This window comes from Marinobacter sp. (assembly GCF_033722195.1).
Taxonomy (GTDB): domain Bacteria; phylum Pseudomonadota; class Gammaproteobacteria; order Pseudomonadales; family Oleiphilaceae; genus Marinobacter.
The window spans coordinates 83,938-93,012 of the sequence record NZ_JAWVZL010000003.1 but is presented as its reverse complement, the minus strand read 5'-3'; the positions used below and the strand labels follow the sequence as shown (position 1 = coordinate 93,012).

At 62.3% G+C, this 9,075-nt stretch carries 9 protein-coding genes; all 9 read right to left on the bottom strand.

What is annotated here, in order from left to right:
* Window positions 1–50: 50 nt before the first annotated feature.
* Window positions 51–1,034 carry an L-threonylcarbamoyladenylate synthase gene (locus R3280_RS01375; protein WP_318996783.1) on the bottom strand — a complete coding sequence of 328 codons (984 nt, stop codon included), beginning with the start codon at window positions 1,032–1,034 and terminating at the stop codon, window positions 51–53.
* A gap of 129 nt (window positions 1,035–1,163) precedes the next feature.
* Window positions 1,164–2,813, bottom strand: coding sequence for a GMC family oxidoreductase (locus R3280_RS01370; RefSeq protein WP_318996782.1), 1,650 nt, complete (start codon window positions 2,811–2,813; stop codon window positions 1,164–1,166).
* A 118-nt stretch (window positions 2,814–2,931) separates the two neighbouring features.
* Entirely contained in the window at window positions 2,932–3,171 is a 240-nt protein-coding gene (locus tag R3280_RS01365; RefSeq protein ID WP_318996781.1) for a sulfurtransferase TusA family protein, read from the bottom strand.
* Window positions 3,164–3,289, bottom strand: a complete 126-nt coding sequence (locus R3280_RS01360; protein ID WP_318996780.1) for a hypothetical protein — start codon at window positions 3,287–3,289, stop codon at window positions 3,164–3,166. The genes R3280_RS01365 and R3280_RS01360 overlap by 8 nt, the downstream gene beginning before the upstream one ends.
* Window positions 3,286–4,458 (bottom strand): formate dehydrogenase subunit gamma, encoded by a 1,173-nt coding sequence (locus R3280_RS01355; RefSeq protein WP_318996779.1) that lies wholly within the window; start codon window positions 4,456–4,458, stop codon window positions 3,286–3,288. Before R3280_RS01355 ends, R3280_RS01360 begins: the two co-directional genes overlap by 4 nt.
* An 85-nt stretch (window positions 4,459–4,543) precedes the next feature.
* A complete protein-coding gene (gene fdh3B, locus R3280_RS01350; RefSeq protein WP_318996778.1) occupies window positions 4,544–5,152 on the bottom strand; it encodes a formate dehydrogenase FDH3 subunit beta in 609 nt (202 codons plus the stop codon).
* A 15-nt stretch (window positions 5,153–5,167) separates the two neighbouring features.
* Entirely contained in the window at window positions 5,168–8,053 is a 2,886-nt protein-coding gene (locus R3280_RS01345) for a formate dehydrogenase subunit alpha (RefSeq protein ID WP_413468726.1), read from the bottom strand.
* Window positions 8,054–8,143: 90 nt separating this feature from the next.
* Window positions 8,144–8,335, bottom strand: a complete 192-nt coding sequence (locus tag R3280_RS01340; protein ID WP_318996776.1) for a hypothetical protein — start codon at window positions 8,333–8,335, stop codon at window positions 8,144–8,146.
* 39 nt (window positions 8,336–8,374) lie between these two features.
* A complete protein-coding gene (locus R3280_RS01335) occupies window positions 8,375–8,986 on the bottom strand; it encodes a molecular chaperone (protein ID WP_318996775.1) in 612 nt (203 codons plus the stop codon).
* Window positions 8,987–9,075: the final 89 nt, after the last annotated feature.

Below are 9,075 nucleotides of genomic sequence, written 5' to 3'. Positions count from 1 at the left end.
TTGCAGCCGGCTACTCCCGGCCTCGACCCTGTTCTGGAAGTCCATGGCCGTTACTGGCTGCAGGCGCGGCTTAGCCGATCATTGATGGCCCGCCAGGGCTCGGTGGCAGGTGGCAGTTCCACCAGGATGCGCGTCAGACCGGCCTGGTCCAGGGTATGCAGGGCGGTATAGAGCATGCGGGCATAGGCCTCGGGGTCGGCCCCGAGCTGGATGGCTTCGGCAACCGTTGATTCCGGCGGAGCATGTTGGAACCAGACTGCGCCCAGCCGTTCTGCAGGGCTGGCCAGTTGCTGCAATGCCTTGGGAAAATCCTTGCCGGCCACGCCGACCGTTGGCGTTGTCGGCTGGTAGTGGCGCTTGACGTTGCCCGGTACCGCCTGCTGGGAGGGCACCTGGGCCAGCAGCGGTATGCCCAGGACTTGCTCCAGTTCGGCCTGGCCGATCAGACCAGGGCGGGCGATGGCCGGTTGTTCGCCGGTCAGGTCGAGGATGGTTGACTCAATGCCAACCGAGCACTCACCGCCATCGAGAATCGCGTCGATTCTACCCCGCAGGCCGCGGGCCACATGGTCGGCCGTCGTGGGGCTTATCCTGCCATAGGGGTTGGCGGAGGGGGCGACCAGCTCCACCCCGGCGGCGCGAATGGTGGCCAGGGCCACCGGATGAGCCGGCATCCTGAGCGCCACACCGGGCTGGCCGCCGGTCACCAGGTCGCTGACGCCCGCCCGTTTGGGCAGCAGCAGCGTGAGCGGGCCCGGCCAGTATCGATCCATCAATTGCCGGGCAATACGGGGCGCGGTAGCGGCCCACTGGGTAACGCGATCAGGGTCGGCCAGGTGCACGATCAGTGGGTGGCCGATGGGTCGCTGCTTGGCCTCGAAAACCTTTCGCGCCGCAGCATCGTCGCAGGCGTTGGCGGCCAGGCCGTAGACCGTTTCGGTGGGAATGGCCACCAGGCCGCCCTGGCGAAGCAGGTCCGCCGCCTGTTCAATGGCGCCGGCCTGTGCGGCATCGAGTTCAATGGTGGTTAGCATGGTTTGGCCACGGTCGTCAGGGTGGGGTTCCGGTCGGTTCCGGCCCCGGAAAAGGTTGTTTATGCTAGACGAAAAGGGCACTGAACAAAACCGGTCAGACAGACCGGCCCTGCCGAGTCCTCTTGCCGGCTACTGGTCCGCCAGGATCCAGCGGGCCGCCTTCTCCGCGATCATCAGCGTCGGCGAGTTGGTATTGCCGCTGGTGATGGTGGGCATGACGCTGGCATCCACCACCCGCAGACCGCTTACGCCTCTCACCCGCAAATGGGGGTCCACCACTGCCAGCTCATCGTCGGCGCGACCCATGCGGTTGGTGCCCACCGGATGGAAGATGGTGGTGCCGATGTCACCCGCCAGTCTGGTGAGCTCCTCGTCGGTCAGGTATTGCAGGCCGGGCTTGTACTCTTCCGGCTGGTATGCGGCGAATGCCGGCTGGGCGGCAATGCGCCGGGTCACCCGCAGCGAGTCGGCAGCCACTTTGCGGTCTTCCGGACTGCTGAGGTAATTGGGTGCGATGGCCGGTGCCTGTTTCGGGTCCCGGCTGCGGATACGCACCGTGCCGCGACTGGTGGGGTTCAGGTTGCAGACGCTGGCGGTGATGGCCGGGAAGTCATGCAGGGGCTGGCCGAAGGCGTCCAGGCTCAGGGGCTGGACATGGTACTCGATGTTGGCGTGCTCGAATTCGTCCGAGCTGCGGGTGAACAGGCAAAGCTGGGAGGGGGCCATGCTCATCGGGCCAGAGCGGGTGAGCAAATACGCCAGGCCGATGCGGGCCTTGCCGAGCAGGGAATGGGTCATGGTATTGAGGGTGGTGGCGCCCTTTACCTTGTAGACGGAGCGTATCTGCAGGTGGTCCTGCAGGTTTTCGCCCACCCCGGGCAGGTCTCGCACCAGATCAATGCCGTGCTCCCGCAGCAGCCCTGCCGGCCCGATGCCGGACAGCTGCAGCAGTTGCGGCGAACCAATCGCGCCGGCGGACAGGATGACCTCCCGCTCCGCGCTGGCCAGGGTTTCTCCCTGACCGGGTCTTTCCACCCTCACGCCGGTGCAGCGGGGCACGGAGCCGCCGGTGTCGAAGGCCAGACCGAGCACGTGGGTGGAGTGCCAGAGAGTGAGGTTGGGCCGTTTTGCGACGCCACGGAGGAATGCCTTGGAAGTATTCCAGCGCCAGCCCGAGCGCTGGTTGACCTCGAAGTAGTCCACGCCCTCGTTGTCGCCCCGGTTGAAGTCACGGGTGCGGGGAATACCGGCTTCGACGCAGGCGGTGGCGAAGTCCTCCAGCACTTTCCATTTCAGGCGCTGACGCTCGACCCGCCATTCGCCACCGTGGCCGTGGTACTTGTGGTGGTCCGGGTCAGCGTCACCGTTGTCGTCGAGCCGGTAATGGTCCTCATGGCGCATGAAATCCGGCAGGCAGTTGGCCCAGGTCCAGGCGTCTTCGCCGGTGACCTCGGCCCAGTGATCGTAGTCACGGGCCTGGCCGCGAATATAGAGCATGCCGTTGATGCTGGAGCAGCCGCCCAGGGTCTTGCCACGGGGGTAGATCAGTGAGCGGCCATTCAGGCCGGGGTCCGGCTCGGTGCGAAAACGCCAGTCGGTACGGGGGTTATCGATGCAGTAGAGATAGCCCACCGGTATGTGGATCCAGTGGTAGTTGTCCCGGCCACCGGCCTCGATCAGCAGCACCCGGTTGGCCGGGTCCGCGCTCAGGCGATTGGCCAGCAGGCAGCCGGCGGTACCGGCGCCCACGATGATGTAGTCAAACTGCGGTTGAGTCATTGTTATTGTTCCTGAGCCATGTCGCCCGGACAGCTTAGTTCATCGGCAGGGTAGTGGGGAGACCGACCATGGTTGGTCTGGCCAATCTCAAGCAGGACCCGGAGGTCCAGCGCCGCGGCTATGCCAGGCGGATACGGTAGCGGGTCACACCGGCGTTCTCTTCCCGGATCCATTCGATCCGGTGACCGGTGATTTCGCACAGGGCCTGCAGGTCCTTGCGGCCACTGGGGTCGTCCGCGAGGAATTCCACCCGGGTGCCGCTGGGCAAATGCTGAGTGCGTTTTTTGAAGCGCAGGATGGGAAGGGGGCACACCAGACCGACGGCGTCGATCTGGTGCACTTCGGGCTGATCACTCAAGCCGGACGCTCTCGCTGCTGGTCTGTTCGACCGAGGACCAGCCGAACTGATTCAGGGCGACCGGCGCTATAGCGGCAATCACCAGGGCTGCGACAAACGCGGAAATCATGACCTTCATGATGATCCTCCTTTACCCTGTTTGGCCTGGACTTCCTCCACCCACAGGTCGTGGTGCTGGCGGGCCCACTCCAGGTCCACCTGGCCATTACCCATGGCGTCGAATGCACCCTCCATACCCACCGAACCGATGTAGATATGGGCGATGATGGCCACCATCATCACGAAGGCCACGATGGAGTGCCAGATATTGGCGTACTGCATCTCCTCATGGGGCGCCAGATCGGTGGGAAAGCTGGTTCCGAGAATGCTGTTGATGACGCCGAAGGTGTCGGCAAACATCGGCAGGTGGAAGGGGAACAGCAGCGACAGCCCGGACAGGGACACGGAGAAGCCCAGAATCATCACCGTCCAGAAGATGATCTTCTGGCCGGCGTTGAACTTCTTGGCGGATGGATGGCCCTTGGTGAAGATACCACCGCCTGCCTTGATCCACTGCCAGTCCAGCTTGTTGGGGATGTTGTGGGCCACCCACATGACGAACGTCATCACCAGCCCCAGCATGAAGGCCCAGGCAACGTTGTTGTGGATCCACTTGGAACCGGCCGCCATGGTGGCGAAGGCCTCGGGTCCCATCACCGGAATCAGGAAGCTGCGTCCCATGAGGGTGATCAGACCGGTCAGGCCAAGGGCGATGAAGGAGCCCGCCAGCAGCCAGTGGCCAAAACGCTCGATGGCCTTGAAGCGTTCGATGGTGGTTCCCGCAGGGCCCCCCTCAATCCGGATCTTGCCGCGAAGGAAGTAGAACAGTGCCAGCAGCGCAATGATGCCCAGGATGGCGCCGCCGCCATAATTGATCATCGGCCCTTCCCGCAGCTTGTACCAGGGCATGCCGCCGTCCTGGATCAGGACATCGACCGCAGGGCCTCGGACCTGTGTCGTGGGATTGATTTCGTCATAGCGGATGGCGCGCCAGGTGTCGGAAGCGGAGACCCCGCCCTGGGCTCCCAGATGTTCGGTGATCGGCGCCGCATTGGCGGGATCGCCCAGGTTTTCCGACCGGAAAGAATCGTCGACCTTCATCTGCTCCTGACGACGCAGGATGTCTTCCAGGGTCTGGGCGCCCCCGGTGGCCGCACGCTCACCCTCCGGAGCATCTTGTGCCCAGGCAGGGTTGAATACCAGCGCTGCCAGCAAAAGGCTGGCGGCGCCAAACATTTTTATAGTCATGAAAGCACTCCAACGGAATCAACAAGAAGCGTTTGTTGCCACGATGAATTCCGGGGCCCGAAGGCCCCGGAACAACCGGGCCGGCTTACGCGCCCTTCTTCTCGTAGGCTGTGCCCCATCCCCAGGCGCCGGAACCGAAACCACGGTTCACCACGCGCTGGCGATAGATGTCCGCCACCTCGTCGCCGTCACCGGCCAACAGGGCTTTGGTGGAGCACATTTCCGCACAGATCGGCAGTTTGCCCTCCGCAATACGGTTGCGGCCGTATTTCTGGAACTCGACCGTGGAATTGTCTTCCTCAGGGCCGCCTGCACAGAAAGTGCATTTGTCCATCTTGCCCCGGCTGCCGAAGTTGCCCGCTTGCGGGAACTGGGGCGCGCCGAAGGGGCAGGCATAGAAGCAATAGCCACAACCGATACACAGATCCTTGGAGTGCAACACCACGCCGTCCTCGGTCTGGTAGAAGCAGTCCACCGGGCAGACGGCCATACAGGGCGCGTCTGAACAGTGCATGCAGGCTACCGAGATCGAACGCTCGCCTGGCTTGCCATCTTCGATGGTCACCACGCGGCGACGGTTGATGCCCCAGGGGACTTCATGCTCATTCTTACAGGCCGTTACGCAGGCATTACATTCGATGCAGCGCTCGGCGTCGCAAAGGAATTTTGCTCGTGCTTGTCCTTCAAGTGCCATGGTCTACACCTCTTGTTATGCCGGCTGGATCGAACACAGGGTGCACTTGGTCTCTTGCATCTGCGTGACCGAGTCATACCCGTATGTTTGAACGGTATTGGTGGATTCGCCCAGAACAATCGGATCGGCGCCCTTGGGGTACTTGTCCCGCAGGGATTTGCCTTCCAGATGTCCGCCGAAGTGGAACGGCATGAAAGCGACACCTTCGCCAACACGTTCCGTTACCATTGCTTTGACCCTGATGCGGCCGCCCTCAGGCCCTGACACCCAGACGTCGTTGCCGTCACGGATGTTCAGGTTGTTGGCGTCTCTCGGGTTCACCTCGATGAACATGTCCTGCTGCAACTCCGCCAGCCAGGGGTTCGACCGTGTCTCGTCACCACCACCTTCGTACTCCACCAGACGGCCGGAGGTGAGGATGATGGGGAACTCCTTGCTGAAGTCCTTCTTCTGGATGGACTCATACAGGGTCGGCACCCGCCAGAAGGTCTTGTCCTCGTAGGTTGGATAGTCCTCCACCAGGTCTCGCCGGTTGGTGTACAGCGGTTCGCGGTGCAGCGGGATCGGGTCCGGGAAGTTCCAGACAACGACCCGGGCCTTGGCGTTGCCAAACGGCGCGCACTCGTGCTTGATGGCTACCCGCTGGATACCGCCTGAGAGGTCGGTTTTCCAGTTGGTCTCGGCACCAGCCACGGCATCAATAGCGGCTCGCTCGTCGGCGGTCAGGTCCTTGTCCCAGCCCAGGTCCATCAGCATCTGCATGGTGAACTCGGGGTAGCCGTCCTTGATCTCGGAGTTCTTCGAGTAGACGCCCTCCGCCAACAGGTTCTCACCGTTACGCTCGACACCGAAGCGGGCGCGGAAGGTGAGGCCGCCCTGGGATACCGGCAACGACATGTCGTACAGGTTCGCGGTTCCGGGGTGGTTCATCTCCGGGTTGCCCCAGCAGGGCCACGGCAGACCGTAGTAGTCGCCATCGCAGGGTCCACCCACGGCACGCAGGGTGGTCTTGTCGAAGTGATGCTGGTACTGCATGTGCTTCTTGAGGCGCTCCGGGGACTGGCCGGTGTAGCCGATGGTCCACATGCCACGGTTGTACTCCCGGGTGATGTCCTCGATCACCGGCTCATCGCCTTCAATGGCAATGTTGCGGAACATGCGATCGGTGAAACCGAACTTGTCCGCAAACAGCTTCATGATCTCGTGATCCACCTTGGAGTCGAACAGCGGCTCGATGACCTTTTCACGCCACTGCAGCGAACGGTTCGAGGCGGTCACTGAACCGCTGGTCTCGAACTGGGTGGTCGCCGGCAGCAGGTAGGCGCCATCCTTGCGATCGTGCAGCACCGCTGAAACGGTGGGGAAGGGATCCACCACGACCAGCAGGTCGAGCTTCTCCATGGCTTCCTTCATTTCCAGCATACGGGTCTGGGAGTTGGGGGCGTGGCCCCACAGCACCATGGCCCGGGTGTTGTCCGGCTGCTCCAGGTTCTCCTTGGCCTCGAGGACACCGTCGATCCAGCGGGATACCGGGATGCCCGTCTCGTTCATCATGGCCTTGGTTTTGCCATTCTTGTCCCACATGGCAAAACGGCCCTTGAGCCAGTCCAGGTCCTCTTCCCAGACCCGTGCCCAATGGGCCCATGAGCCGGCCGCAAGACCGTAGTAACCCGGCAGGCTGTCGGCCACCACGCCAAAGTCGGTGGCGCCCTGGACGTTGTCGTGACCCCGGAAGATGTTGGTGCCGCCGCCGGCAACGCCCATGTTTCCGAGGGCCAGCTGAAGTACGCAGTAAGCCCGGGTGTTGTTGTTGCCGTTGGTGTGCTGGGTGCCACCCATGCACCAGATCACGGTGCCCGGGCGGTTGTTGGCCAGGGTACGGGCCACGCGCTCAAGCTGGGCGCCGGGCGCACCACTTACCCGCTCAACTTCCGCCGGAGTCCACTTGGCGACTTCAGCACGGATTTCGTCCATGCCGTACACGCGGGTGCGAATGAATTCCTTGTCTTCCCAGCCGTTTTCAAAGATGTGCCAGAGAATGCCCCATACCAGCGCCACGTCGGAACCGGGCCGGAAACGCACATACTCGTCCGCGTGTGCCGCGGTCCGGGTGAAGCGCGGGTCGCACACGATCAGGGGCGCGTTGTTTTCTTCCTTGGCTTTCAGCAGGTGCAACAGCGACACCGGGTGCGCTTCGGCGGGGTTACCCCCGATCAGGAAGATCGCCTTGGACTGGTGGATGTCGTTGTATGAGTTGGTCATGGCCCCGTAGCCCCAGGTGTTGGCTACGCCGGCAACTGTGGTTGAGTGGCAGATCCGGGCCTGGTGGTCGACGTTGTTGGTGCCCCAGTAGGCCGCGAACTTGCGGAACAGGTAGGCCTGTTCGTTGTTGTGCTTGGCGCTGCCCAGCCAGTAAACCGAATCGGGGCCGCTCTCCTCGCGGATCTGCAGCATCTTGTCGCCGATTTCGTTGATGGCCTGGTCCCAGGAAACCCTCTGCCACTGGCCATTGACCATTTTCATCGGGTACTTGAGACGGCGTTCACCGTGACCGTGTTCCCGTACCGAGGCGCCCTTGGCGCAATGGGCTCCCAGGTTGAAGGGGCTGTCCCAGCCGGGTTCCTGGCCGGTCCATACACCGTTCTGGACCTCCGCCTCGACGGTACAGCCCACCGAACAGTGCGTACATACGGATTTTTTGCGGACGACCTCTCCCCCTCCGGTCGCCGGTGCCGCCGCCTTGACGCGCGTGGACGTCATCGACAAGGCTGCCAGGCCGCCCACTGTCACGCCGGAAGCGGCCAGAAAGCCGCGGCGGTCCATGGTTTTCGTAGCGAGCGATGAAAGTAAAGATCCGGCACGGGAGCCTTTCGCTACCCCGTTGGTCTTTTTCCTCAACATGTCACTTACCTCTCTCTCATTTTTATTCTCGTTTTTTCAGAAGTGCAGTCACTCAAGGGCGTCACGCAACCTTGGATGACTCACGCTTCTTCAGAAGCGAGCCGATTCGAAATATTTGCGTGTATGCTCTGTGTCACGCAGACCGCTGCTTTTCGGAACGTCTTTCTTGACGGCCTGGGCCGCGGCGTTTGGTGCAACAGCCAGTGCAACAGCAGCCGGAACCGCGGTTGCCGCTATCCGCAGGAAATTACGGCGGCTGTTGTCGTGCTTCGGGTGGTCCATAGGACACCTCCACCTGGGTTAAGGGATCGCAGATCCCGGTTACTGAAGTGCAAACGCGTCCGCTTCCACGGCCATGAAAGCTCGACCCAGCGAGCCCACAGGGGCGTAGAACACGGCGCTTTGCGCCTCCTCCAAATCGGTGAAAAACAGCGATGCCCACTTGGCCAGGTGGGCGTCAAAAAAGGCTTTCTGGGAAGACAGGCCGCTGTCGCACGGGAATTCGCCCGTAATGATGCCCGCCATGATCTCGCACAGCGTACCCATGTGATCTTCCGGCTCCTTGATGCCTTCACTGGCTTTGATGCCACGGGCCATCAGGTCGCCACGCAGATCCGCCAGGGGTTTCTCGTTCAGGAAGCCGGTCAGGTAATAACTGGTGTACGGCAGCAGTTCACCGCGGCCGATGCCGATGAACAGGTTGTTGAATTCGCGCTCGGCGTCATGGGGGTTGGTGCGCTCGGCAAGAGCGGCCAGATTCTTGGTGGCGGCTCCCAGGGGGGTGTCATCACCCCGCAAGGAGGCCAGCCCCCGAAGCAGCTCGCTTGAGGGCGGGTTGCTGAGCAGGACACCCAGCAACTGGTAGATTTGGGCGCGCGCCCGATCCTCTTCGCTGATCGAGCGGGGGCACGTAACTTCGGCGGTGTTGCTCAACTCTCAGTCCTTTATATTATTGTTTAAATTGTGAACTATTTATCTTTATAGACCTGAAAGATCCCCCACGCAATAGTGCGTTCGATCAG